Here is a 24,041-nt window from a genome sequence, read left to right on the forward strand (position 1 = left end):
AGCTGGTCGTGCGGGGTCGGGGCGACTTCGTCGTAGACCTTGTCGATCGCTTCGGCCGTCCAGTGAATGGCTTGGGCCGCACCCGGGATGTCGATGCTGGAGGAGTCGCCGATCGGCTTGCCCATGTCCAGGGTTTCCAGCAGCGCCAGCTCTTCGACATTTTTACGCAGCAGGTCGGCGAAGCGGATCAGCTTGGCCTTGCGCTTGGCCGGGGCCAATTGCGACCACACGCCAGCGTTGAAGGTGGCGCGGGCATTTTCCACAGCGCGGTTGGCATCGGCCAGGTCGCAGCTGGCAACCTTGGCCAGGAAGCGTCCGTCGACCGGGCTCAGGCACTCGAAGGTTTCACCAGATGCGGCATCGGTGTATTCGCCGTTGATGAAGGCGCGGCCTTCGATCTTCAGTTGCTGGGCACGTTGTTCCCAGTCCGCACGGGTCAGGGTAGTCATACGAAACTCCTCCTCTTGTTTAGGTGCAACGCCGCACTGAGGACTCACAGGCGTTGTCAGAATTCTGGCCGGGCGATGCGCGCACACGGGCAAGCGATACCCTAAACCAGCCGGTGTAAACTATCAATATATTTGACACGAAAGGCTCAAAAGCCTACTGATGTTCATTTTATTAAACAACAATAGGAGCGGCACCATGAGAATAGACAGCATCATCGACTTCGCGCAGATCATTACCGAGGCCGAGCGCTACCGCCCGGCGGCGGAAAAAATACTCAAGGGCGAGCCGGACCAGGCTGTCTACAACCACTATTCCAGCCCATGCGGGCAATTTGCCGCAGGCGTGTGGGAAGGTGAGGTGGGGCAGTGGACGGTGAACTACACCGAGCACGAGTACTGCGAGATCGTCCAGGGCGTTTCGGTGCTGCGCGACCAGGACGGCGGGGCGAAAACCCTGCGTGCCGGCGATCGGTTTGTCATCCCGGCCGGCTTCAAGGGCACCTGGGAGGTGCTGGAGCCGTGCCGCAAGATCTATGTGATGTTCGAACAGAAGTAACTATGTAGTGCAGGCAGCCTGCTGGCTTGCGTGAGGATGGCCCTGCCCATGTCGGGCCACCCCACTTCAACAGGAAGATCAGCATGACCAACGAAGAAGTTCTGCGAACCCTCGCCCACCTGGTCGGCACCCCCTACGCGCCAGCCATGAAAGACACCATCTGCGCCCTCACCGGCCGCACCCGAGTGGTCGGCCCCAACGAGATGTGCACTCGCGAGCACGACATCGAGCGCATCCAGATCAAGGCCGGCGCCGACCTGCTGATCCAGGGCTTCGACTTCAACTGACCCTGCTGCAGGCATAAAAAAACCCGCGTCCTTTCGGATGCGGGTTTTTTTTCAGGTCGCCGATCAATTACTTGATCTTGGCTTCCTTGTACACCACGTGCTTGCGAACAACCGGATCATATTTCTTGATCTCGATTTTGTCCGGGGTGGTGCGCTTGTTCTTGTCGGTGGTGTAGAAGTGGCCGGTACCGGCACTCGAAACCAGACGGATCAATTCACGCATGATGTTCTCCCTTAAACCTTGGCGCCAGCTTTACGGATGTCAACCAGAACGGCGTCGATGCCGCGCTTGTCGATGATACGCATGCCTTTGGCGGAAACGCGCAGACGCACGAAACGCTTCTCGGATTCAACCCAGAAACGGTGGTGCTGCAGGTTCGGCAGGAAACGACGACGGGTTTTGTTGTTTGCGTGGGAAATGTTGTTCCCGGTTACTGGACCCTTACCAGTAACTTGACAGACTCTCGACATGACTCAGCCCTCTAAAACCACATGCCCAACCCGGCATGGGTTGGCCGCTTAATCTCTCAGTCTTTGGCGCCTGGGCGCCGTGATTCTGGAGGTCTTATCGACCGGATCCGCTTATGCGACAGGCCGAGCCCCTAGAAAAGAGCGCTGCTTTATACCAGAAAGACTTGGCTGCAACAACAGTAGATGTACATTGCCGCACGCCAGAACGCGCCGGGCCAGCATAGCGGCAGGCCCCGCCAGCCGTCGACCGCTCGTCGCCAGATTTGTAAAAAAGGGTGTGGTCATTTGCCGGCGGGCGCACTAGGGTAGGCCTTTTCCAGACTGCACTGGCAGATGGGCCACTGACAGCCAAGGAGCCACCATGCGTGCCGCCGCCCTTTCCTTATTGTTCAACTCTCTGTTCGCCGCCGGCGCTCTGTTCGCTGCCGGCGTTGCCCAGGCGGCGCCGCTGAGCGTTTGCAGCGAAGCCAGCCCTGAAGGCTTCGACGTGGTGCAGTACAACTCGTTGACCACCACCAACGCCACGGCTGATGTGCTGATGAACCGCCTGGTGGAGTTCGATGCGGCGCAAGGCAAGGTGGTCCCGAGCCTGGCGGCCAGCTGGACGGTATCGGCCGACGGCCTGGTGTATGACTTCACCCTGCGCGAAGACGTGAAGTTCCACAGCACCGCTTACTTCAAGCCAAGCCGCGAACTGAATGCCGACGATGTGCTGTTCAGCTTCCAGCGCATGCTCTACCCGGCCCATGCCTGGCACAAGACTGCACCGGGCGGCTACCCGCATGCCCAGTCGCTGCAGCTGGGCAGCCTGATCAAGGCAATCGAGGCGCCGGCGCCGAACACCGTGCGCTTCACCCTCAGCCACCCGGACGCCACCTTCCTGGCCACCCTGAGCATGGGCTTCGCCTCGATCTACTCCGCCGAATATGCCGACAAGCTGCTCAAGGCCGGCACACCCGAGAAGCTCAACAGCCAGCCGATCGGCACCGGTCCGTTCGTCTTCCAGCGCTTCCAGAAGGACGCCGTGGTGCGCTACCGCGCCAACCCTGACTATTTCGCCGGCAAGCCGGCGGTCGACCCGTTGATCTTCGCCATCACCACCGATGCCAACGTGCGCCTGCAGAAACTCAAGCGTGGCGAGTGCCAGGTTGCCCTGTCGCCCAAGCCGCTGGACATTGCCGAGGCGGGCAAGGATGGCAATCTCAAGGTAGCGACCACCCCGGCCTTCATGACCGCCTTCGTCGCCATCAACAGCCAGCACCCTCCGTTGGACAAGCCGGAAGTGCGCCAGGCCATCAACCTGGCCTTCGACAAGCAGGCCTACCTCAAGGCCGTGTTCGAAGACTCCGCGGTGGCCGCCAACGGCCCCTACCCGCCTAATACCTGGAGCTACGCCAAGGACCTGCCCGGCTACCCGCTGGACGTGAAGAAAGCCAAGGCGCTGCTGACCAAGGCCGGTCTGGCGGAGGGTTTCAGCACGACCATCTGGACCCGCCCGTCGGGCAGCCTGCTCAACCCCAACCCCAGCCTTGGCGCGCAGTTGCTGCAGGCTGACCTGGCGAAGATTGGTGTGAAAGCGGAAATCCGCGTGATCGAGTGGGGCGAGCTGATCCGCCGCGCCAAGGCCGGCGAGCATGACCTGCTGTTCATGGGCTGGGCGGGGGACAACGGTGACCCGGACAACTTCCTCAGCCCGCAGTTTTCCTGTGCGGCGGTCGAGTCGGGGACCAACTTCGCGCGCTTCTGCGACAACCGCCTGGACCAGCTGATCAGCGCCGGGCGCACCACCAACGACCAGAGCGTGCGCAGCCGGCTGTACCAGCAGGCGCAAACCTTGATTCAGCAACAAGCGCTGTGGGTGCCGCTGGCGCATCCGACGGCGGCGACCCTGCTGCGCCAGGAGGTCGAGGGGTACCAGGTGAGCCCGTTCGGGCGGCTGGACTTCAGCAAGGTGTCGGTGACCAAGTAAGCCTGCACCGGCCTCTTCGCGGGTAAACCCGCTCCCACAGGAATAGCACCGCCTTTGAGGGCTGTGGAGATCCTGTGGGAGCGGGTTTACCCGCGAAAGGGCCAGCACAGGAGCACAACGACCTAAGCCACAATCCATCCCTGCTCAACCATCGACAACGGCTCCCCATCACCGATGATGATGTGATCCAGCACCCGCACATCGATCAGCCCCAGCCCTCGCTTCAGCGACAAGGTCAGATGCACATCATCCTGGCTCGGCTCACTGTTGCCTGAAGGGTGGTTGTGGCACAGGATCAACGCCGCCGCGTTATGCAGCAATGCCCGCCGCACCACCTCCCGAGGGTAGACACTTGCCCGGTCGATCGTGCCCCTGAACAAGATCTCGAACGCCAACGGCCGGTGCTTGGTGTCCAGAAACAGGCATCCGAAAACTTCACTGGCCTCATGACGCAGCATCGCCTTGAGATAACGCCGCACCGCCGCTGGCCCGTCAAGAGCCTCCGCGCGCTTGATGTTCTCATCCAGATAACGCCGACCGATCTCCAGAAGCGCCTGTAACTGTGCATACTTCACGGCCCCAATGCCCGGCTCGCGCAACACGGCCTCGCGATCAGCCTCCAGAAACTGCCTCAGCCCGCCAAAACGCACCAGCAGACCCCGCGCAAGGTCCAGTACGTTGCGCCCGGCAACACCCGAGCCCAGCAGAACGGCAAGCAACTCGGCATCCGTCAGCACCGCAGCCCCACGCTGCAACAACTTCTCCCTCGGCCGCTCTTCTGCCGGCCACTCCCTGATATTCATCCCGCCCCTCTGCCTTTGCTGCGGCCCATTTCGGCCCTGTGTTAATCTATTTCGCCTCGTACATGCGACGTACTGCCGCAGGCAATTTCAAACGTCGCCGCCCGCTCTCACTGGAAAAAGGCAAGCCTATGCAGCGGCTGTATCGCAAGCGCATCGTTCTCGGCGTAGGTGGCGGCATTGCCGCCTACAAAAGCGCCGAGCTGATTCGCCGACTCCTGGAGCACGGCGCGCAAGTGCGCGTCGTCATGACCCGTGGTGGTGCCGAGTTCATCACCCCGCTGACCCTGCAGGCGCTGTCGGGCCACCCGGTGCACATGGACCTGCTCGACCCGGCCGCCGAAGCGGCCATGGGCCATATCGAACTGGCCAAGTGGGCCGACCTGGTGCTGATCGCCCCGGCCACTGCCGACCTGATGGCGCGCATGGCCCAAGGCATGGCCGACGACCTGCTGACCACCTTGGTGCTGGCCACCGACGCCACCGTCGCCGTGGCCCCGGCCATGAACCAGGCCATGTGGCGTGACCCGGCCACCCAGGCCAACCTCGAACTGCTCAAGAGCCGTGGCATTCAGGTGTTCGGCCCGGCGTCCGGCAGCCAGGCCTGTGGTGACGTGGGCCTGGGCCGCATGCTCGAAGCCACCGACCTGGCCTGGTGCGCCGCAGAAAGCTTCAAGCGCCAGGCACTGACCGGCAAACATGTGCTGATCACCGCCGGGCCGACCCAGGAAAACATCGACCCGGTGCGCTACATCACCAATCATAGCTCCGGCAAGATGGGCTTCGCCCTGGCCGAAGCGGCTGCCGAAGCCGGAGCTCGGGTGACCCTCGTCACCGGCCCGGTGCACCTGCCAACCCCCGACCGGGTCAGCCGTATCGACGTGGTCAGCGCGCGGGACATGCTCGCGGCCTGTGAAGCAGCCATGCCGTGCGACCTGTTCATCGCCTCGGCAGCGGTTGCGGACTACCGCCCGGAAGTGGTTGCCACACAAAAACTGAAGAAAGATCCTACGACCGGCGACGGCATGCTGCTGCAGATGGTGCGCAATCCCGATATCCTTGCCACCCTTGCTGGCCGCAGCGACCGCCCGTTCAGCGTCGGCTTTGCCGCCGAAACCGAACACCTGCTCGATTACGCCACGCGCAAGCTCAAGGACAAAAACCTCGACCTGATCGTCGCCAATGATGTGGCCAACCCCAGCATCGGCTTCAACAGCGAAGAAAACGCCTTGACCGTGATCGACCGCCAGCAGCACCAGACTCTCTTCGCGCAGACCAGCAAGGGCAAGATCGCCCGGCAGTTGGTCGCCTTCATCGCCGAACGGCTTAACCAGGTTCAATAGTTACATGCACGCTCTTCAAGCCAAGATCCTCGACCCACGCCTGGGCACCGAATTCCCCCTGCCGACCTACGCCACCCCAGGCTCCGCCGGCCTGGACCTGCGCGCCCTGCTCAAGGAAGACACCGTCCTCGAGCCAGGCCAGACCCTGCTGATCCCTACTGGCCTGTCGATCTACATCGGCGACCCGGGCCTGGCGGCGGTGATTCTGCCGCGCTCGGGCCTGGGCCATAAGCACGGCATCGTGCTGGGCAACCTGGTCGGTCTGATCGACTCGGACTACCAGGGCGAGCTGATGGTGTCATGCTGGAACCGCGGCAACACGCCGTTCACCATCGCGGTTGGCGAGCGTATCGCCCAACTGGTGCTGGTGCCGGTGGTACAGGCCCATTTCGATATCGTCGAAGCCTTCGATGAAAGCCAGCGTGGCGCTGGCGGCTTCGGTCACTCCGGCAGCCACTGAGCCGGCAAATGACCGTTCAGGCCAAGGATGGCGAACTCTCTGGCGAAACCACCGTCCAAGCGTTCAGTTTGCGCCTGCCCAGAAAGCCTTTGACTAATGGAGCTTCCAGAGATGAACGACATGGCCCACCTGGTCCCCGCCGCATTGCCCGACAGCATTTTCCGCGCGTATGACATCCGCGGCGTGGTCGGCAAGACCCTCCACGCCGAAACCGCCTACTGGATCGGCCGCGCCATCGGCGCCCAGAGCCTGGCCCAGGGCGAACAGCAGGTTTCGGTCGGCCGTGATGGCCGCCTGTCCGGCCCGATGCTGGTCGAACAGCTGATCAAGGGCCTGGTCGACGCCGGCTGCCACGTCAGCGACGTCGGCCTGGTGCCCACCCCGGCGCTGTACTACGCAGCCAACGTGCTGGCGGGCAAGTCGGGCGTGATGCTGACCGGCAGCCACAACCCGTCGGACTACAACGGTTTCAAGATCGTCATCGCTGGCGACACTTTGGCCAACGAACAGATCCAGGCCCTGCTGACGCGCCTGAAAACCAACGACCTGACCCTGGCCGAAGGCCGTGTGAAAAAGGTCGAGATCCTGGACCGCTATTTCCAGCAGATCGTCAGCGACGTGAAACTGGCCAAGCAACTCAAAGTGGTTGTGGACTGTGGCAACGGCGCCGCCGGTGTAGTCGCACCGCAACTGATCGAAGCCCTCGGCTGCGAAGTGATCCCGCTGTTCTGTGACGTGGACGGCAACTTCCCCAACCACCACCCGGACCCGGGCAAGCCGGAAAACCTCGAAGACCTGATCGCCAAGGTCAAGGAAACCGGCGCCGACATCGGCCTGGCCTTCGACGGTGACGGCGACCGCGTCGGTGTGGTGACCAATACCGGCAGCATCGTCTACCCCGACCGCCTGCTGATGCTGTTTGCCCAGGACGTGCTGGCGCGCAACCCGGGCGCCGAGATCATCTTCGACGTCAAATGCACCCGCCGCCTGACCCCGCTGATCGAACAGCACGGCGGCCGAGCCTTGATGTGGAAGACCGGCCATTCGTTGATCAAGAAGAAGATGAAGCAGACCGGTTCGCTGCTGGCTGGCGAGATGAGCGGTCACATCTTCATCAAGGAACGCTGGTACGGTTTTGACGACGGTATCTACAGTGCCGCGCGTCTGCTGGAGATCCTCAGCAAGACCGGACAGAGCGCCGAAAACCTGTTTGCCGCCTTCCCGAACGATATTTCCACGCCGGAAATCAATATTGATGTGACCGACGAGGGTAAATTCAGCATCATTGATGCACTGCAACGCGACGCCGACTGGGGCGAAGCCAACTTGACCACCATCGACGGTGTGCGGGTCGACTACACCCACGGCTGGGGCCTGGTTCGCGCCTCCAACACCACCCCGGTGCTGGTGCTGCGCTTCGAGGCCGACAGCGACGCCGAGTTGCAACGTATCAAGGATGTTTTCCGTACCCAGTTGCTGCGGGTTGAGCCTGAGCTGCAACTGCCGTTCTGACCGACTATCTGTTCCTTACAGGAGCCCTGCATGACCCTCGATCGCGATGCCGCTTCCCATGTAGCCGAGGTTTTGTCCGAAGCACTGCCTTACATCCGCCGCTTTGTCGGCAAGACCCTGGTGATCAAGTACGGCGGCAACGCGATGGAAAGCGAGGAGCTGAAAACAGGCTTCGCCCGTGACATCGTGCTGATGAAGGCTGTGGGCATCAACCCGGTGGTGGTCCACGGTGGTGGCCCGCAAATCGGCGACCTGCTGAAGCGCCTGTCGATCGAAAGCCACTTCATCGACGGCATGCGCGTCACCGACTCGGCGACCATGGACGTGGTGGAGATGGTGCTGGGTGGCCAGGTCAACAAGGACATCGTCAACCTGATCAACCGCCACGGCGGCAGCGCCATCGGCCTGACCGGCAAGGACGCGGAACTGATCCGCGCCCGCAAGCTGACCGTCAGCCGCCAGACGCCCGAGATGACCACCCCGGAAATCATCGACATCGGCCATGTGGGTGAAGTGGTGAGCGTGAACACCGACTTGCTTAACATGCTGGTGAAGGGCGACTTCATCCCGGTGATCGCGCCGATCGGCGTGGGCGCCAACGGTGAGTCGTACAACATCAACGCCGACTTGGTAGCAGGCAAAGTGGCCGAGGCGCTGAAGGCCGAGAAGCTGATGCTGCTGACCAACATCGCCGGCCTGATGGACAAACAGGGCCAGGTACTGACCGGCCTGACCACCGAACAGGTCAACGAACTGATCGCTGATGGCACCATCTATGGCGGCATGCTGCCGAAGATCAAGTGCGCGCTGGATGCGGTGCAAGGCGGTGTGAACAGCTCGCACATCATCGACGGCCGCGTGCCGAATGCTGTGCTGCTGGAAATCTTCACCGACAGCGGCGTGGGCACCTTGATCACCAACCGCAAGCCGCGCTGAGTGATGGGTTAGCCTGCACCGGCCTCTTCGCGGGCAAGCCCGCTCCCACAGGGATAGTGTCAACCTCGAAACTGGCGCATTAATTGTGGGAGCGGGTTTACCCGCGAAAGGGCCCGAACAGACGACACAAAAAAGGCGACCTTCAGATGAAGGTCGCCTTTTTTCATTTCCAGGCCAGGATCAGATCCCGTACTGCGCCCGATAAGCCTCGACAGCCGGCAGATGCTGCTTCAGCTGCGGGTCGTCGGCCAGGAACTCCAGCACCTGGGTCAGCGAAACGATGCTGACCACCGGGATACCGAAGTCGCGTTCCACTTCCTGGATCGCCGACAGTTCGCCATTGCCACGCTCTTCGCGGTTCAGCGCGATCAGCACGCCAGCGGCCTTGGCCTGCTGGGCGTTGATGATCTGCATGACCTCGCGGATGGCGGTACCGGCAGTGATCACGTCGTCGATGATTAGCACATCACCGGCCAGCGGCGCGCCGACCAGGCTGCCGCCTTCGCCGTGGTCCTTGGCTTCTTTACGGTTGAAGCACCATGGCACGTCGAGCTGATGCTGATCGGCAAGGGCCACGGCGGTGGTCGCCGCCAGAGGGATACCCTTGTAGGCCGGGCCGAACAGCACATCGAACGGGATCTTGCTGTCGACGATGGCTGCGGCATAGCACCGCCCCAGCTCGGCCAATGCAGAACCGGTGTTGAACAGGCCGGCATTGAAGAAATACGGGCTGGTACGCCCCGATTTCAGGGTGAATTCACCGAAACGCAGTACCCCGCGATCGATGGCAAAACGGATAAAGTCGCGCTGATACGGCTGCATGAATAGTCCCGGACACCACGGATTTAGCTAAATGGGTTGAGCTCGGGTATCATACACGCACGAGATTTTTGGGGCCATTTATGCGGATCATCAGTGTGAACGTAAATGGCATTCAGGCTGCGGCCGAGCGTGGTTTGCTCAGCTGGCTACAAGCCCAGAATGCCGACGTCATCTGCCTTCAGGATACCCGCGCCTCGGCCTTTGAACTCGATGACCCAGCTTTCCAGCTCGATGGCTATTTCCTTTATGCCTGCGACGCGGAGGTGCCTGCCCAAGGGGGTGTGGCCCTTTATTCGCGTATGCAGCCCAAGGCAGTCATCACCGGCCTGGGCTTCGAGACAGCCGACCGCTACGGGCGTTACCTGCAAGCAGATTTCGACAAAGTCAGTATTGCCAGCCTGCTGCTGCCTTCGGGCATGAACGGCGACGAAGACTTGAACCAGAAGTTCAAGTTGATGGACGACTTCGCCAAGTACCTGGACAAACAGCGTCGCAAGCGCCGTGAATACATCTATTGCGGCTCGTTCTATGTGGCGCAGCAGAAGCTCGACATCAAAAACTGGCGTGACAGCCAGCAGTCGCCGGGCTTCCTGGCGCCGGAACGCGCCTGGATGGATGCGATCACCGGCGAGATGGGTTACGTCGATGCCCTGCGCGAAGTCAGCCGTGAAGGCGACCAGTACAGCTGGTGGCCGGACAACGAGCAGGCCGAGATGCTCAACCTGGGCTACCGGTTCGACTACCAGATCCTCACCCCGGGCCTGCGCCGTTTCGTGCGCAACGCCCGCCTGCCGCGTCAGCCGCGCTTCTCGCAACATGCGCCGCTGATCGTCGACTACGACTGGACGTTGACCATCTGAGCGCTGTTCAGACACGAAAAAGCCGACATCGATGTCGGCTTTTTCGTGTCTACAGGAACAGTCAGTCAGCCAGCGCGGCCTGCTGCAGTTCGAAGATCTCGTTCATGCCCTTTTGCGCCAGCGCCAGCATGGCGTTGAAGTCTTCCGGCTGGAACGGCGCGCCTTCGGCGGTGCCCTGCACTTCGATGAAGCCACCGGCGCTGGTCATCACCACGTTCAGGTCGGTTTCGGCAGCGGAGTCTTCCGGGTAGTCCAGGTCGAGCACGGCTTCGCCCTGGTACATGCCCACCGACACGGCAGCGATCATGTGCTTGAGCGGGTTGCCGCCCTTCAGGCCACCGCGCTTCTTGATCACCGCCAGGGCATCGCACAGGGCGACCATGGCACCGGTGATGGAGGCGGTACGGGTGCCACCATCGGCCTGGATCACGTCGCAGTCGACGTACAGGGTGATGTCACCCAGCTTGCTCATGTCCAGCGCAGCGCGCAGCGAGCGGCCGATCAGGCGCTGGATTTCCAGGGTGCGGCCACCCTGCTTGCCACGGCTGGCTTCGCGCTGGTTACGCTCGCCGGTGGAGCGCGGCAGCATGCCGTACTCGGCGGTCAGCCAGCCTTGGCCCTGGCCTTTGAGGAAGCGCGGCACACCGTTTTCCACGCTGACCGTGCAGATGACCTTGGTGTCACCGAACTCGACCAGTACCGACCCTTCGGCGTGCTTGGTGTAGTTGCGGGTGATGCGGATCGAGCGGAGCTGATCGGCGGCGCGACCACTTGGACGTTTCATCTGGGATACCTGTACTGGGACTTTGAATCTGCCGAGCATTATAGAGCCCGCAGCCCGGCGAGGACATGCCTATTGTCGCACCCGCCGCAGCCCGTCGCCTTTTCCTACTGCCCCGAGCCCCCCTCTGTAACATGGGTGGATTGGGCGCCGAGGCCCCACTGCGCTACAATCCTGCGCCTTGCAGCCGAGAGGCTGCCACCGTTCATTCATCTACGCGAGGTACTCCCCATGGTGCACAGCATGACCGCTTTTGCTCGTGTCGAGCGCGCCGGCAGCCAAGGCACCCTGATCTGGGAGCTGCGTTCGGTCAACCACCGTTACCTGGAACCCCACCTGCGCCTGCCCGAGGCCCTGCGCGACCTTGAAGGCGCGGTGCGTGAAGGCCTGCGCCAGGGCCTGTCGCGGGGCAAGGTGGAATGCACCCTGCGCCTCAATGAAGACAGCAACGGCAAGCCACTGAAGGTAGACCGCGAGCGCGCCGCACAACTGGTTGCAGCCGCCGAGGAAGTGGCCAGCCTGATCAAGCAGCCGGCACCGCTCAACCCGCTGGAGGTACTGTCATGGCCGGGCGTGCTGGTGGCCGACACCAGTGACCCGCAGGCACTGAATGCCGAAGCCATGGCGTTGTTCGACGAAGCACTGGCCGAACTCAAGGCCGGACGCCAGCGCGAAGGCCAGGAACTGGCCCGACTGATCAACGAACGCCTGGACAACATGACCAGCGAAGTCACCACCCTGCGCGCCCTGGTGCCACAGATGCTGGCGGCGCAGCGGCAGAAGATTCTCGACCGCTTCGGCGATATGCAGGCCGAACTCGACCCGCAGCGCCTGGAGCAGGAAATGGTGCTGCTGGCCCAGAAGAGCGACGTGGCCGAGGAGCTCGACCGCCTCAGCACCCACGTTACCGAAGTGCGCCGGGTGCTCAAGGGTGGCGGCGCCGCCGGCCGGCGCCTGGATTTCCTGATGCAGGAACTCAACCGCGAGGCCAATACCCTCGGCTCCAAGGCCTTCGACCCACGCAGCACGCAAGCGGCGGTCAACCTGAAGGTATTGATCGAACAGATGCGTGAACAAGTACAGAACATCGAGTAAGGCCACCCCGACCATGAATCACAGCAGCGGCACCCTCTACATCGTTTCGGCCCCTTCGGGCGCCGGCAAGACCAGCCTGGTAACGGCCCTGACCAAGGACGACCAGCAAATCCGCGTCTCGGTCTCGCACACCACCCGCGCCATGCGCCCGGGCGAGGAGCACGGGGTGAACTACCACTTCGTCGTCCACGAAGCGTTCAAGGCGCTGATCCAGCAAGGCGATTTCCTGGAGCATGCCGAAGTGTTCGGCAACTTCTACGGCACCTCGCGCAGTGCGCTGCAACAGACCCTGGACCAGGGCTATGACCTGATCCTGGAAATCGACTGGCAAGGCGCCCAGCAGGTGCGCAAGCTGATGCCCCAGGCCTTGTCGGTGTTCATTCTGCCGCCAAGCCAGGAAGCGCTTCGTCAGCGCCTGGACGGTCGTGGGCAAGACAGCGAAGAGATCATCGCCGGGCGCATGAAGGAAGCGGTCAGCGAGATGGTGCACTACGACGAGTATGACTATGTGATCATCAATGATGATTTCGACGTGGCGCTGGAAGATTTGAAGGCGGTATTCCGCTCGAATCGGCTGCTGTTGAAGAAACAGCAACAGCGTCATGCGACGCTGCTGAAGCAAATGATCGGCTGAAGATCGATGGGGCTGCTTTGCAGCCCTTCGCGGGCAAGCCCGCTCCCACAGGTAAAGCACAAGCCTCAAGGCAGTGATCAACCTGTGGGAGCGGGCTTGCCCGCGAAGGGCCGCAAAGCGGCCCCAATTGTTTAGTCCTGCAGCGGCAGGGTAGCCTGCTGACGCAGGGTAGCCCCCAGGAAGTATGCCGGTGCCCGCATGCGCGACAGCATCATCAGCCCGATGCCCAGCAGCGAGATGATCGCGGCAATCACGAATACCAGCCCCAGCCCACCCACATGCGAGCCGCTGCCAAAGTCTGGCGAGGCGCTGTCGATGGCAGTACGCAAGAAGATCACCGACAGGATCACCCCTCCTACCAGCGGGCACAGGCCGCGCATGATGAAGTGGCGCAGGCTGTCGAACAGGCTATCGCGGAAGTACCAGACGCAGGCGAACGCGGTCAGCGAATAGTAGAAGCAGATCATCATGCCCAGCGCGGTGATGGTATCCGCCAGCACGTTCTCGCTCAGGCTACGCATGGTCACATAGAACAGCCCCGCTGCCACACCCGCACAGATGGTTGCATAACGCGGGGTCTGCGAACGCGGGCAGACGCTGGCGAACTTCGGCGGCACCGCGCCGTAGTAGCCCATGGCCAACAGGGTACGCGCCGGCGCCACGAAGGTCGACTGCAGCGACGCCGCGGTGCTGGCCAACACGGCGATGGACATCAGGATCGCCAGTGGCCCCATGACCGGACCGGCCAGGTGGGCAAAGACGTTCTCCTGGATGCGTGGGTTGTTCAGGCCCAGGCCCGTTTCGCTGATACCGGCAAATTGCAGGGTGGCGATGGCGGTGAACAGGTACAAGCCAAGAATCAGCATCACGGTCCAGGTGGCGGCCTTGCCCGGCACCTCTTCGCTGCCCACCGACTCCTCGCTGACGGTCAGGCATGTGTCCCAGCCCCAGAAGATGAAGATCGACAGCGACAGCCCGGCAGCAAAGGCCGAGAACGACTCGACACCGAACGGGTTGAACCAGGCGAAATCGAACGCCAGCGGTGGTGGCGCCGTGGTACCGCCGAAGGCGGCGACGGCAAAGCCGATCAACACCACCAGCTGCAAGGCCACCAGGCCATACTGCACGGTCATGGTCGTGGCGATGCCGCGACAGCAGATCCACACCGCCAGGGCGATGAACACGCAACAGGTGGTGATGTTGATCAGCAGGTTGTCGGCCAATGCCGCCAGCTCATGCTTGCCGGTGATCTGGCCCAGGAACAGGTAGAAGAAGTCGACCGCTACCCCCGCCAGGTTCGACAGCACGATGGTGGTTGCAACCACCAACCCCCAGCCGCCAATCCAGCCGATCATCGGGCCGAAGGCGCGCGCAGACCAGGTGAAGGACGTGCCGCTGTCCGGTTCTGCCGAGTTCAGTTCGCGGTAGCCCAGGGCCACCAGCAGCATCGGCAAGAAACCGACGATGAACACGGCAGGCAGGTGGGCACCTACCTCGCGCACGGTCGGGCCAAGGGCGCCGGTCAGGGTGTAGACCGGGGCGATGGTGGAAATGCCCAGCACTACGCTGGCCAGCAAGCCCAAACGGCCTTTGGCCAGACCTTTGCTGCGCTGAGTGTTGCCCGCGTCAGCCGCCACGTCGGGTGGGCGGCCGGCTTCTGTGTAATTGCTCATGAGTATTTGCCGTAAATTTTGGAATTGTTTTCACAGGCCTTGCATACAAGGCCCGCTTTCACTCATTGAAAGCTTGCTGTCGGGGACAAGTCATCCGAGACCTTCGGCTGACGTCAGAATCATTCCTGCCGTAAGCCCTCCCGTGCTGCATAAGCAATGCAGGCCTCGCGAAACGCCTGAAACAGGCGCAGCGAAACCGGGTTTTCGTTGAAGCGCCACTCCGGGTGCCACTGCACGCCCAGCACAAAGCCCGGCGCCGCCGGCATGGACACCGCCTCGATCAGGCCATCCGGAGCCCGTGCCTCGACGCGCAGGCCCGGGGCCAGGCGGTCGATGCCCTGGCTGTGCAGCGAGTTGACCTCGAACTGCGCCGCCAGGCCCAGGCGCTCGAACAACCCGCCTGGCTCAATGCCAACGGGGTGACGAGGGCCATATTGCACCTCCAGGGGTGCGTCCTCAGGTTCGCGGTGATCAAGGTAGCCCGGCAGTTCCTGCACACGCTGGTGCAGGCTGCCACCAAGGGCCACATTCAATTCCTGGTAGCCACGACAAATGCAGAACACCGGCACACCAGCGGTAATGGCCGCCTGCAGCAAAGGCAGGGTCAGCCGATCACGCGCCAGGTCATGCCGGGTACCGGCCGTGCTGGGGGCGCCATTGTAATGATGCGGTTCGATATTTGAAGGTGAGCCGGTAAAAACAATGCCGTGCAGACGGGCCAGCAGCGCTTGCGTGTCGCTGCCCCCGTCACGGGCCGGCAAGATCAGCGGCAGGCCGGCAAAGCCGGCCGCCTCGACATACTTGTCGCCTACCGTGTGCGACGAGTTCTTTCCCACCTGCTGGCGGCAGGCGCTGACACCGATCAAAGGGACCGCAGTTGCGCTCATGGGCTTACACCGTGTGCAGGTACCAGTTGTACTCAAGGTCGGAGATCGAGACTTCGAACTCAGCCAGTTCGCTTTCCTTGCAGGCCACGAAGATATCGATGTAGTCCGGGCTGATGTATTGGTTGAGGACTTCGCTGTCATCCAGCGCGCGCAGGGCATCGCGCAGGTTGTTCGGCAGGCTCTGCTCCAGTTGCTCGTAGGAGTTGCCTTCGATCGGCGCCTGGGGCTCGACCTTGTTGGTCAGGCCGTGATGCACGCCAGCCAGGATGGCCGCGAGCATCAGGTACGGGTTGGCATCGGCGCCGGCCACCCGGTGCTCCAGGCGCACGTTGTCGCTGCTGTCGGTAGGCACGCGCACGGCCACGGTGCGGTTGTCCAGGCCCCAGCTCGGCGCATTGGGTACATAGAACTGCGCGCCGAAGCGACGATAGGAGTTGATGTTCGGGCAGAGGAAGGCCATCGACGCCGGCATGGTCTCCAACACGCCACCGATGGCGTGGCGCAGGGTGTCGCTTTGCAGCGGGTCATCACTGGCGAAGATGTTCTTGCCGGTTTTCTTGTCCAGCAACGAAATGTGCACATGCAGACCGTTGCCTGCCTGGCCCGGGTAGGGCTTGGCCATGAAGGTGGTGTCCATTTCATGGTCGTAGGCCACGTTCTTGATCAGGCGTTTGAGCAGGATCGCGTAGTCGCAGGCCTTCAGCGGGTCGGCCACATGGTGCAGGTTGACCTCGAACTGCGCCGGGGCGCTTTCCTTGACGATGGCGTCGGCGGGCAGGCCCTGCTCCTTGGCTGCTTCGAGCATGTCCTGCAGGCAGTCGGCGTATTCGTCGAGGTCGTCGATCAGGTACACCTGGGTCGATTGCGGACGCTTGCCGGAAATGGGCGAACGCGGCGGCTGCGGGCGACCGTTGAGGTTGTCCTGGTCGATCAGGTAGAACTCCAGTTCGAACGCGGCGCAGATATCCAGACCCAGGTCGTCGAACTTGCTCACCACCTGGCGCAGCACTTCACGCGGGTCGGCGAAGAACGGCTGGCCATCGAGTTCATGCATGGTCATCAGCAACTGGGCGGTGGGGCGCTTCTGCCATGGCTCGTCCGACAGCGAGCCGGGGATCGGGTAGCAGATCCGGTCGGCATCGCCGATGTCCAGGCCAAGGCCGGTGCTCTCGACAGTGGAACCGTTGATGTCCAGGGCGAACAGCGATGCGGGCAGGTTGATGCCCTTCTCGTACACCTTGTGCAGGCTGGCCCGCTCGATGCGCTTGCCACGTACCACGCCATTCATGTCGGAGATCAGCAGGTCGACGTACTGCGTGTCCGGATGGGCCTGGAGGAAGTCATTCATCTCGCTGGAAGAACTGGCGCACGGGGTTACCGACGTCATGGTGTACATCCTTTGATGTGCTGCGGCGATGTGGGGATACGGCTGGCGCCTCACGGGCGACGATGGTTGCAGCTGTTGTTCTTTTCACTTTCCCATCGTGGGGATTGGTTACCCGACCGGCGCATTGATTCCGGGGGGCCGTTTCACTATAAAATGGCCTAGACGCAACAGACATTGGCAATTCGGCAAGCAGAGCGTGCACCAATGCAATATCAGATTACCCACGCCGACCTCTCCCTGGTCCTGGCACTGGAGCGTGGCCGCTCACTGGCGAAGGCCGCCGAGCTGCTCAAAGTCGACGTGTCGACGGTATTCCGCTCGATCCGTCGACTGGAGTCGGCGCTGGGCACCGCCTTGTTCGTCAAGAGCCGTAAGGGCTACTTGCCGACCGACACCGCCCAGGCCTTGGCCGAGCAGGCCGAGCGCGCCGAGCAGGCGCTGGAGGCGGCGCGCATTGCCATGACCAGTGGCGAGCAGGTTGTAAGCGGCACCGTACGGCTTACCTGCACCGAGGCAGTGATGCACAGCCTGCTGCTGCCGGCGCTGGCCGAGTTCATGCCGAACTACCCGGCCTTGTCGCTGGAAATGGGCACCTCCAACACTTTTGCCAACCTCAGCCGTCGCGATGCCGACATTGCCCTGCGCCTGACCAACACGCCACCGGAGCACCTGGTGGGGCGCAACCTGGGTTCGACCTCCTATGTCGTCTGCGGCCATCCACAGTGGCGCGAGCGCCTGGCCGAGTCGCCCGCCAGCGTGCCGTGGATCGCCCCCGATGACTCGATGGTGGACCACCCCACCGTGGTCTGGCGCAACCAGCAGCACCCGGGGTTGAGCCCGCGCTACCAATGCAGCAGCATGTCGACCATCGCCCAGCTGGTGACCGCCGGCCTGGGCGTGGCGGCGCTGCCGGACTACATGGTGCATGCGTTGCCCGGGGTGGATGCGCTGAGCGGGCCGCTGGCCGGCTGCGACACCCAGCTGTGGCTGCTGACCCGGCCGGATTGTCGGGCGCTGCGTTCGGTGCAGACCTTGTTCGAAGAGCTGACGCCGCGGTTGCGTGGCGCGATGCTCTGAGGTTATCGTCAGGCTCAAGTATCGCGGCTGTCTGTTCCAGCCCTTTCGCGGCGGTTCGGCGCCCCGATGAACCCGCTCCCGCAGGGTAGGCGGTGCCTGTGGGAGCGGGTTTACCCGCGAAGAAGCAAACACAGGGCTTCAAGGTGACCGCCCGGCAAAACAGCGCTTCCCTATTGGCTGGTGAATTTTTATACTATCGAGTCCGCCTGCCCATTACTGGGCTGCACGCCCACCGCATTTGCTACTGAGGAAGACCATGGCCCGCGTAACTGTTGAAGACTGCCTGGAACACGTGGATAACCGCTTTGAGCTGGTCATGCTCTCGACCAAGCGCGCCCGCCAGCTGGCGACCGGCGGCAAAGAGCCACGCGTTGCGTGGGAAAACGACAAGCCGACCGTTGTTGCCCTGCGTGAAATCGCCGAAGGCATCGTCACCAACGAGTTCATCGCCGCTGAAGAGATCGTCACCGAGGATCCGGTGTTCGCCGCGTTCGAGGACGAGAACAACGAGGCTGTCTGATTGATGCCAGGTCGACGTCGCACGGCGCAAGGCCCTCTTCCTCCGCAGGAGGTGAACCCATGCCGGGTATAGAAGCCTTGGCCGAACGGCTGTCGACCTATCTTGGCCCTGAACAGGTCAACCTGGTCCGGCGCGCCTATTTCTACGCCGAGCAGGCCCACGACGGGCAGCGCCGCCGCAGCGGCGAGCCCTATGTGACCCACCCGCTGGCCGTGGCCAGCATCCTCGCCGACATGCACATGGACCATCAGAGCCTGATGGCGGCCATGCTGCACGACGTGATCGAAGACACCGGCATCGCCAAGGAAGCCCTCAGCCAGCAATTTGGCGAGACCGTGGCCGAACTGGTCGATGGAGTCAGCAAGCTGACCCAGATGAACTTCGAGACCAAGGCCGAGGCGCAGGCCGAAAACTTCCAGAAAATGGCCATGGCCATGGCCCGCGATATTCGCGTGATCCTGGTCAAACTGGCCGACCGCCTGCACAACATGCGCACCCTGGAAGTGCTGTCCGGCGAAAAACGCCGGCGCATTGCCAAGGAAACCCTCGAAATCTACGCCCCCATCGCCAACCGCCTGGGGATGCACACCGTGCGCGTGGAGTTCGAGGACCTCGGCTTCAAGGCCATGCACCCGATGCGCTCGTCGCTGATTCACCGGGCGGTGAAAAGCGCACGCGGTAATCGTAAAGAGATCGTCGCCAAGATCGAGCACTCGCTGGCCAACTGCCTGGCCGCCGACGGCATTCAGGGCGAGGTCAGCGGCCGACAGAAACACCTCTATGGCATCTACAAGAAGATGCGTGGCAAACGCCGTGCCTTCAACGAGATCATGGACGTGTACGCCTTCCGCATCATCGTCGACAAGGTCGACACCTGCTACCGTGTGCTCGGCGCCGTGCATAACCTGTACAAGCCGCTGCCCGGTCGCTTCAAGGATTACATCGCGATTCCCAAGGCGAACGGCTACCAGTCGTTGCATACCACGCTGTTCGGCATGCACGGCGTGCCCATCGAAATCCAGATCCGCACCCGCGAGATGGAAGAGATGGCCAACAACGGTATCGCCGCGCATTGGCTATACAAGTCCAACGACGACGAGCAGCCCAAGGGCAGCCACGCCCGCGCGCGTCAGTGGGTCAAGGGCATCCTCGAACTGCAGCAACGTGCCGGCAACTCGCTGGAATTCATCGAGAGCGTGAAGATCGACCTGTTCCCGGACGAGGTCTATGTGTTCACGCCCAAGGGCCGGATCATGGAGCTGCCCAAAGGCTCCACGGCCGTCGACTTCGCCTATGCGGTGCACACCGACGTGGGCAACAGTTGCATCGCCTGCCGCATCAACCGCCGCCTGGCGCCGCTGTCCGAACCGCTGCAGAGCGGCTCGACCGTGGAAATCGTCAGCGCCCCGGGCGCACGGCCGAACCCGGCCTGGCTCAACTTCGTGGTGACCGGCAAGGCGCGAACACACATCCGCCATGCGCTCAAGCAGCAGCGTCGCTCCGAGTCCATCAGCCTGGGTGAACGCCTGCTGAACAAGGTACTCACCGGCTTCGACAGCAGCCTGGAGAAAATCCCCCAGGAGCGCATCCAGGCGATTCTCGCCGAGTACCGCCTGGAACTGATCGAAGACCTGCTCGAAGACATCGGCCTGGGCAACCGCATGGCCTATGTGGTCGCACGCCGCCTGCTGTCGGCCGAAGGCGAGCAGCTGCCAGCGCCGGAAGGCCCGCTGGCAATCCGCGGTACCGAAGGCCTGGTGCTGAGCTACGCCAAGTGCTGTACGCCAATTCCGGGTGACCCGATCGTCGGGCACCTGTCGGCTGGCAAAGGCATGGTCGTGCACCTGGAAAACTGCCGGAACATCAGTGAAATCCGCCACAACCCGGAGAAGTGCGTGCAGCTCTCCTGGGCCAAGGACATCGCGGGCGAGTTCAATGTCGAGCTGCGGGTCGAACTGGAGCACCAGCGCGGCCTGATTGCCCTGCTGGCCAGCAGCGTCAACGCCGCCGACGGCAACATCGAGAAGATCAGCATGGACGAACGCGACGGCCGTATCAGCGTGGTCCAACTGGTGGTCAGCGTGCACGACCGCGTGCACCTGGCGCGTGTGATCAAGAAGCTGCGTACCCTGACCGGTGTGGTCCGCATCACCCGCATGCGTACGTAGTCCGCCAACCGCAAGGAGTCATCATGAGCAAGACCGTCATCAACAGCGACAAGGCCCCTGCCGCCATCGGCACCTACTCGCAGGCGATCAAGGCCGGCAACACTGTGTACATGTCGGGCCAGATCCCACTGGACCCGAAAACCATGGAGCTGGTCGAAGGCTTCGAAGCCCAGACCGTGCAGGTGTTTGAAAACCTCAAGGCCGTGGCTGAAGCCGCTGGTGGTTCGTTCAAGGACATCGTCAAGCTGAACATCTTCCTCACCGACCTGAGCCACTTCGCCAAGGTCAACGAGGTGATGGGCCGCTACTTCGAGCAGCCCTACCCAGCCCGCGCTGCCATTGGCGTTGCTGCGCTGCCAAAAGGCTCCCAAGTCGAAATGGACGCCATCCTGGTCATCGAATGATGTCCCCGGTGACGGGCACCCTGCCCGTCACCTCTCTCTTCTGCAAGGTTACCCCGTCATGCGTCAAGCACTGCCCCTCGCATTGGCAGCCCTGCTTCTGGGCGGCTGCGCCAGTCATAAACCCGAAGATTTCAACGGCACCTGGATCAACCAGGACGCTATCACCGCAGCCGTCAAAGGCGGCAGTCTGCGCCAGGCGCTGAATGAGCACGGTCCGGTGTTCGAGTGGAAGCTCGACGTCGCCAGCCAGCAAGCCAGCTACAGCAATGGCTTCGAGGCCGCTGACGGCCAGCTGACCGCCAACGAGAAACAATGGCAGGCCAACTTCGAAGGCGGCCAGACCGAGCAGCTGTCGCTCGATGGCGACGAGTTGCAAGCCGTCGACCAGCGTGGCGCCAAGCAGACCTTCGTACGTGCCAAGGCACCGGCGACTGCCAATGCGCCGCTGGGCAGCAGCTTCGAGAAAGCGCTGTACCAGGCCTACCTGGGCGGCAACTGGAAGGTGGTCGAAGGCGAAGGCAAAGGTGCCAGCGTGCGCTTCAGCGACACCGGCAACGTTACCGGCCTGCCGGGGCCAGACCGTTTCGCACTGTGCCTGGCAGGCGACTGCGCGACCATGGGCGGCAGCAATGACAGCCTGTGGCTGGAGCGTAACCAGCGTGGTGCACCGTTCATCATCAAGCGTGATGGCGACAAGCTGGAGATTTTCCAGGCGGTGAACCGTGCACAGCCGGATGACATGCCAGCGCTGGCGGCGGGCAAGCGCCAGTGGGTGCTGGAGCAGAACTGAAGTCGAACGCGCTCCCTGTAGGAGCGGCCTTGTGTCGCGATGGGGCTGCGAAGCAGCCCCAGCATGCTATGCGGCGATGCTGAAATCCCGGGGCCGCATTAGGCCTGAGACTGATTTTTCCCTTCCAGAATCGCGGCATACCCTTCCTTGTAACTGGGGTACACAGGCACCCACCCCAACGCCCGCGCCCGGGCATTGCTGCAGCGCTTGCTGCCGGTACGCCGCACCCGCTGCTCATCGGACCACTCGGTAACCCCCATGTACGCCCGCAACCAGGCCACCACGTCGGCCAGCGGCGCCGGGTCGTCATCAACGCCAATGTAGTAGTCGTCCAGCACCTTGCCATCGGCATCGGCCTTTAGCAGGTGCGCCAACAGGCTGGCAGCATCCTCGGCATGAATGCGGTTGCCATACAGCGGCGGCTCCTCGGCCACGCGGTAACCCTGCCGCACCTGGCTGAGCAGCCACTCGCGACCAGGGCCATAGATACCAGTCAGGCGCACCACGCTCGCCGGGATGCCGCTGGCCAGCGCCAACTGTTCAGCCTCCAGCATCACCCGCCCGGAATAGCCCTCAGGCTCGGTGGCCGCACCTTCTTCGATCCATTCGCCGTCCTTCTGCGCATACACGCTGCTGCTGGAGACGAACAACAGGCGACGGGGGCGCTGGCCACGCTCTGCCAGCCAGGCCAGCACATGACGCAAGCCGTCGACATAGGCTGCCTGGTAGCCCGCCTCGTCGTGCTGGCTAGCCGCCACGCAGTACACCAGGTAGTCCAGCGAACCCTGTGGCCAAGCGTGCGGAATCGACGGCTCGGCCAGGTCGGCGGCAACCGGCGTAACGCCTGCAGGCAGTTGCCCGACCGAGCGGCGCAGGCCGCTTACCTGCCAGCCTTTAGCCAGCATTTGCTTGGCAAAACGCCCACCTACATCACCACAACCCACCACAATCACGGAAAGGTCTGACATCACAAAACTCCCTAGACCAATTGATCAGCCGGTCCACGCTACACGATGGGCGGCTAGACCATAGGCGAAAAAAGCAACAAGATTACTTTTGTTAACAAGAATTACTTGCAATAATGGCGACCAATTTGTTCTCGGCCTACCTCGAGGCCTTGGAGAACGTTCACTTTTTTCTTCATCAGGTCCGGCCAGCATGACACGTACTCAACCTTCCGCTTCGCCAACCCCGTCGCGCGCCTGGCGCGCCATCGCCGCGCTGACACTCAGCCTGGTGCTGGCCCCGGTGGCCATGGCCGATGAGCCAACCGCCAATGCCGCCACACCGGCCGCTGCTACCGCTGCGGCTGCGCCAGCTGCTCCAACCGCCCCGGCAGCACCCGCCGTGGAAGGCCAGGCAACCGGGGGTGAAGCACAGGCTGCCGCCCCGGCAGGTTCGCAGGTAGTGGTTGATCCCGCCACCGACGCACTGGTTGAAGACACCTCGCTGGGCATGGCCCACGACCTGTCCCCATGGGGCATGTACAAGAACGCCGACATCGTGGTGAAGATCGTCATGATCGGCCTGGCCATCGCCTCCATCATCACCTGGACCATCTGGATCGCCAAAGGCTTCGAGCTGATGGGCGCCAAACGTCGCCTGCGTGGTGAAATCGCCCAGCTGAAGAAGTCCACCACCCTGAAAGAAGCCAGCGAAGTCTCCAACAAGGAAGGCACCCTGGCCCACACCTTGGTACACGACGCCCTCGAAGAAATGCGCCTGTCGGCCAACGCCCGCGAAAAAGAAGGCATCAAGGAGCGCGTCAGCTTCCGCCTGGAGCGCCTGGTGCATGCCAGCGGCCGTACCATGAGCAGCGGCACCGGCGTACTGGCAACCATCGGTTCCACCGCACCGTTCGTTGGTCTGTTCGGTACTGTATGGGGCATCATGAACAGCTTCATCGGCATCGCCAAGACCCAGACCACCAACCTGGCCGTGGTTGCCCCCGGTATTGCCGAAGCCCTGCTGGCCACCGCCCTGGGCCTGGTCGCTGCAATCCCGGCCGTGGTCATCTATAACGTCTTCGCCCGCTCCATCGCTGGCTACAAGGCTCAGGTGTCCGACGCCTCCGCTCAGGTTCTGCTGCTGGTCAGCCGTGACCTGGACCACCAAGGCAGCGAGCGCGCCGCCCCGCACATGGTGAAAGTGGGGTAAGCC

25 protein-coding genes and 1 pseudogene are annotated in these 24,041 nt (G+C 62.7%); 16 read left to right on the top strand and 10 right to left on the bottom strand.

The features are described from left to right. Window positions 1–449 (bottom strand): aldehyde dehydrogenase family protein (locus QQL85_RS24170; protein ID WP_284368780.1); only part of this gene is annotated, 449 nt, incomplete at its 3' end. 196 nt (window positions 450–645) lie between these two features. Between QQL85_RS24170 and QQL85_RS24175 the strand changes: the two genes are divergently transcribed. After that, a complete protein-coding gene (locus tag QQL85_RS24175) occupies window positions 646–1,005 on the top strand; it encodes a cupin domain-containing protein (protein ID WP_016489813.1) in 360 nt (119 codons plus the stop codon). 83 nt (window positions 1,006–1,088) lie between these two features. Then, complete coding sequence (locus QQL85_RS24180) at window positions 1,089–1,292, top strand: hypothetical protein (RefSeq protein WP_284357048.1); 204 nt, start codon at window positions 1,089–1,091, stop codon at window positions 1,290–1,292. A 67-nt stretch (window positions 1,293–1,359) separates the two neighbouring features. On the opposite strand, the gene rpmG is transcribed toward QQL85_RS24180, so the two are convergent. After that, complete coding sequence (rpmG, locus tag QQL85_RS24185) at window positions 1,360–1,515, bottom strand: 50S ribosomal protein L33 (RefSeq protein WP_003253507.1); 156 nt, start codon at window positions 1,513–1,515, stop codon at window positions 1,360–1,362. Between the two features lie 11 nt (window positions 1,516–1,526). Further along, a complete protein-coding gene (rpmB, locus tag QQL85_RS24190; protein ID WP_003253504.1) occupies window positions 1,527–1,763 on the bottom strand; it encodes a 50S ribosomal protein L28 in 237 nt (78 codons plus the stop codon). Window positions 1,764–2,124: 361 nt separating this feature from the next. Here rpmB and QQL85_RS24195 point away from each other — a divergent pair, with 361 nt between their 5' ends. After that, window positions 2,125–3,732 (top strand): ABC transporter substrate-binding protein, encoded by a 1,608-nt coding sequence (locus QQL85_RS24195; protein WP_284357047.1) that lies wholly within the window; start codon window positions 2,125–2,127, stop codon window positions 3,730–3,732. A gap of 122 nt (window positions 3,733–3,854) precedes the next feature. Here the strand turns inward: QQL85_RS24195 and radC are convergent, their stop codons facing one another. Continuing rightward, complete coding sequence (radC, locus tag QQL85_RS24200; RefSeq protein ID WP_284357046.1) at window positions 3,855–4,535, bottom strand: RadC family protein; 681 nt, start codon at window positions 4,533–4,535, stop codon at window positions 3,855–3,857. Window positions 4,536–4,663: 128 nt separating this feature from the next. On the opposite strand from radC, the gene coaBC reads away from it, so the two are divergent. The 4 genes and pseudogenes from coaBC to argB all read left to right on the top strand — a co-directional run bounded on the left by coaBC (window position 4,664) and on the right by argB (window position 8,783). Then, on the top strand, window positions 4,664–5,875 hold the full coding sequence (gene coaBC, locus QQL85_RS24205) for a bifunctional phosphopantothenoylcysteine decarboxylase/phosphopantothenate--cysteine ligase CoaBC (RefSeq protein ID WP_284357052.1): 1,212 nt from the start codon (window positions 4,664–4,666) through the stop codon (window positions 5,873–5,875). Between the two features lie 4 nt (window positions 5,876–5,879). Next, window positions 5,880–6,335 carry a dUTP diphosphatase gene (dut, locus tag QQL85_RS24210; protein WP_060499666.1) on the top strand — a complete coding sequence of 152 codons (456 nt, stop codon included), beginning with the start codon at window positions 5,880–5,882 and terminating at the stop codon, window positions 6,333–6,335. A gap of 144 nt (window positions 6,336–6,479) precedes the next feature. Further along, a pseudogene (locus tag QQL85_RS24215) lies at window positions 6,480–7,847 on the top strand (phosphomannomutase/phosphoglucomutase); the annotation flags it as partial. 30 nt (window positions 7,848–7,877) lie between these two features. Then, entirely contained in the window at window positions 7,878–8,783 is a 906-nt protein-coding gene (gene argB, locus QQL85_RS24220; protein WP_004575216.1) for an acetylglutamate kinase, read from the top strand. 180 nt (window positions 8,784–8,963) lie between these two features. Here argB and pyrE read toward each other — a convergent pair whose 3' ends face one another. Beyond that, window positions 8,964–9,605, bottom strand: coding sequence for an orotate phosphoribosyltransferase (pyrE, locus tag QQL85_RS24225; RefSeq protein ID WP_003253405.1), 642 nt, complete (start codon window positions 9,603–9,605; stop codon window positions 8,964–8,966). An 80-nt stretch (window positions 9,606–9,685) separates the two neighbouring features. Between pyrE and QQL85_RS24230 the strand changes: the two genes are divergently transcribed. Continuing rightward, window positions 9,686–10,465 carry an exodeoxyribonuclease III gene (locus tag QQL85_RS24230; protein WP_003253401.1) on the top strand — a complete coding sequence of 260 codons (780 nt, stop codon included), beginning with the start codon at window positions 9,686–9,688 and terminating at the stop codon, window positions 10,463–10,465. Between the two features lie 61 nt (window positions 10,466–10,526). Here the strand turns inward: QQL85_RS24230 and rph are convergent, their stop codons facing one another. Beyond that, the gene (rph, locus tag QQL85_RS24235; protein WP_172229255.1) at window positions 10,527–11,249 is read right to left on the bottom strand and encodes a ribonuclease PH; all 723 of its coding nucleotides are present in this window, start codon (window positions 11,247–11,249) and stop codon (window positions 10,527–10,529) included. Between the two features lie 228 nt (window positions 11,250–11,477). Here rph and QQL85_RS24240 point away from each other — a divergent pair, with 228 nt between their 5' ends. Both QQL85_RS24240 and gmk read left to right on the top strand, forming a co-directional pair. After that, window positions 11,478–12,341 (top strand): YicC/YloC family endoribonuclease, encoded by an 864-nt coding sequence (locus QQL85_RS24240; RefSeq protein ID WP_284357044.1) that lies wholly within the window; start codon window positions 11,478–11,480, stop codon window positions 12,339–12,341. A 13-nt stretch (window positions 12,342–12,354) separates the two neighbouring features. Continuing rightward, window positions 12,355–12,975: a guanylate kinase gene (gene gmk / locus QQL85_RS24245; protein ID WP_284357043.1), complete on the top strand. Its 621-nt coding sequence runs from the start codon at window positions 12,355–12,357 to the stop codon at window positions 12,973–12,975. Between the two features lie 131 nt (window positions 12,976–13,106). Here the strand turns inward: gmk and QQL85_RS24250 are convergent, their stop codons facing one another. From QQL85_RS24250 to QQL85_RS24260, 3 genes are all read right to left on the bottom strand, one after another. Further along, window positions 13,107–14,648: an APC family permease gene (locus tag QQL85_RS24250; RefSeq protein WP_284357042.1), complete on the bottom strand. Its 1,542-nt coding sequence runs from the start codon at window positions 14,646–14,648 to the stop codon at window positions 13,107–13,109. Window positions 14,649–14,767: 119 nt separating this feature from the next. Further along, window positions 14,768–15,535 (bottom strand): gamma-glutamyl-gamma-aminobutyrate hydrolase family protein, encoded by a 768-nt coding sequence (locus QQL85_RS24255; RefSeq protein WP_284357041.1) that lies wholly within the window; start codon window positions 15,533–15,535, stop codon window positions 14,768–14,770. Between the two features lie 4 nt (window positions 15,536–15,539). Next, window positions 15,540–16,922, bottom strand: coding sequence for a glutamine synthetase family protein (locus QQL85_RS24260; protein ID WP_284357040.1), 1,383 nt, complete (start codon window positions 16,920–16,922; stop codon window positions 15,540–15,542). Between the two features lie 204 nt (window positions 16,923–17,126). Here QQL85_RS24260 and QQL85_RS24265 point away from each other — a divergent pair, with 204 nt between their 5' ends. The 5 genes from QQL85_RS24265 to QQL85_RS24285 all read left to right on the top strand — a co-directional run bounded on the left by QQL85_RS24265 (window position 17,127) and on the right by QQL85_RS24285 (window position 21,881). Next, window positions 17,127–17,999, top strand: coding sequence for a LysR family transcriptional regulator (locus QQL85_RS24265; protein WP_284357039.1), 873 nt, complete (start codon window positions 17,127–17,129; stop codon window positions 17,997–17,999). Window positions 18,000–18,255: 256 nt separating this feature from the next. Beyond that, window positions 18,256–18,519: a DNA-directed RNA polymerase subunit omega gene (gene rpoZ, locus QQL85_RS24270; protein ID WP_003253383.1), complete on the top strand. Its 264-nt coding sequence runs from the start codon at window positions 18,256–18,258 to the stop codon at window positions 18,517–18,519. 59 nt (window positions 18,520–18,578) lie between these two features. Next, complete coding sequence (gene spoT, locus QQL85_RS24275; RefSeq protein ID WP_284357038.1) at window positions 18,579–20,687, top strand: bifunctional GTP diphosphokinase/guanosine-3',5'-bis pyrophosphate 3'-pyrophosphohydrolase; 2,109 nt, start codon at window positions 18,579–18,581, stop codon at window positions 20,685–20,687. Window positions 20,688–20,710: 23 nt separating this feature from the next. Further along, on the top strand, window positions 20,711–21,091 hold the full coding sequence (locus QQL85_RS24280; RefSeq protein ID WP_003253379.1) for a RidA family protein: 381 nt from the start codon (window positions 20,711–20,713) through the stop codon (window positions 21,089–21,091). Between the two features lie 58 nt (window positions 21,092–21,149). Next, entirely contained in the window at window positions 21,150–21,881 is a 732-nt protein-coding gene (locus QQL85_RS24285) for a hypothetical protein (protein ID WP_284357037.1), read from the top strand. A 98-nt stretch (window positions 21,882–21,979) separates the two neighbouring features. Here QQL85_RS24285 and QQL85_RS24290 read toward each other — a convergent pair whose 3' ends face one another. Then, window positions 21,980–22,849: an SDR family oxidoreductase gene (locus tag QQL85_RS24290; RefSeq protein WP_284357036.1), complete on the bottom strand. Its 870-nt coding sequence runs from the start codon at window positions 22,847–22,849 to the stop codon at window positions 21,980–21,982. A 190-nt stretch (window positions 22,850–23,039) separates the two neighbouring features. Here QQL85_RS24290 and exbB point away from each other — a divergent pair, with 190 nt between their 5' ends. Continuing rightward, window positions 23,040–24,038: a tonB-system energizer ExbB gene (gene exbB / locus QQL85_RS24295; RefSeq protein WP_284357035.1), complete on the top strand. Its 999-nt coding sequence runs from the start codon at window positions 23,040–23,042 to the stop codon at window positions 24,036–24,038. Window positions 24,039–24,041: the final 3 nt, after the last annotated feature.

The sequence above is a fragment of the Pseudomonas putida genome (assembly GCF_030159595.1).
GTDB lineage: Bacteria > Pseudomonadota > Gammaproteobacteria > Pseudomonadales > Pseudomonadaceae > Aquipseudomonas > Aquipseudomonas putida_AC.